At 54.9% G+C, this 781-nt stretch carries 1 protein-coding gene and 1 pseudogene; both read left to right on the top strand.

What is annotated here, in order from left to right; translation table 11 throughout:
• Nucleotides 1-547, top strand: a pseudogene (locus AC5EFR_RS23400) (IS5 family transposase); the annotation flags it as partial.
• Nucleotides 548-642: 95 nt separating this feature from the next.
• On the top strand, nt 643-781 hold a 139-nt coding region (locus AC5EFR_RS23395; RefSeq protein ID WP_493578093.1), incomplete at its 3' end, for a GFA family protein.

Raw genomic sequence — 781 nt, 5'->3', positions numbered from 1 at the left:
AGGGTGTGTTCGCCCAAATCCTAACGGAGTTGGTCCGTGAGGGCGGTCACAGTGACGTGCTGATGATTGATGCAACCCACCTGAAGGCGCATCGCACAGCATCGAGCCTTGGGCTCAAAAAGGGGGCAAAGGCCGCCTCAGTGGCCTGACCAAGGGGGGGGGGAACTCCAAACTGCACGCCGTGACCGACGCACAGGACCGTCCGATCCGAATGTTTCTGACCGCCGGAAACGTCAGCGACTATATCGGTGCACGGGCCACGATGGGATCATTGCCACAGGCCCATTGGCTGCTCGCAGATCGCGGGTATGACGCTGATGGGTTCCGTAACAACCTGAAAGATACGAAGATTGAGCCATGCACCCCTTCGCGCAAGTCACGTAAACAGGTCATCCCGCACGACAAAACCCGCTACAAACTGCGTCACAAGATCGAGAACATATTTGGCAGGCTCAAAGACTGGCGGCGCATCGCAACCCGCTACGATAGATGCCCTGAGCTGTTTCTCTCGGCAATCGCGCTCGTAGCAACAGTATTGTTCTGGTTATGTGTCCTGAGCCTAGGCAAAGTGGGCATTCTTTTTGGCTGGAGCCCACCCGGATGTTCCCGTATTGTTCTTATCAAATTTAGTGGGAGAATACTATGATCAAGGGAAGCTGTTGCTGTGGAGCCATTCAAATTGAGCTAGCCGCGCCACCGTCGATGTTGGGAAAATGCCACTGCACACGCTGTCGCAAACTTGGGGTTGGTGACCTTGTGTTTGTCAAAAAGGCCGATCTGA

Source organism: Pelagimonas sp. (assembly GCF_058892305.1).
Note: the sequence above shows the minus strand (reverse complement) of the source record. Positions and strands in the feature narration are given on the sequence as shown.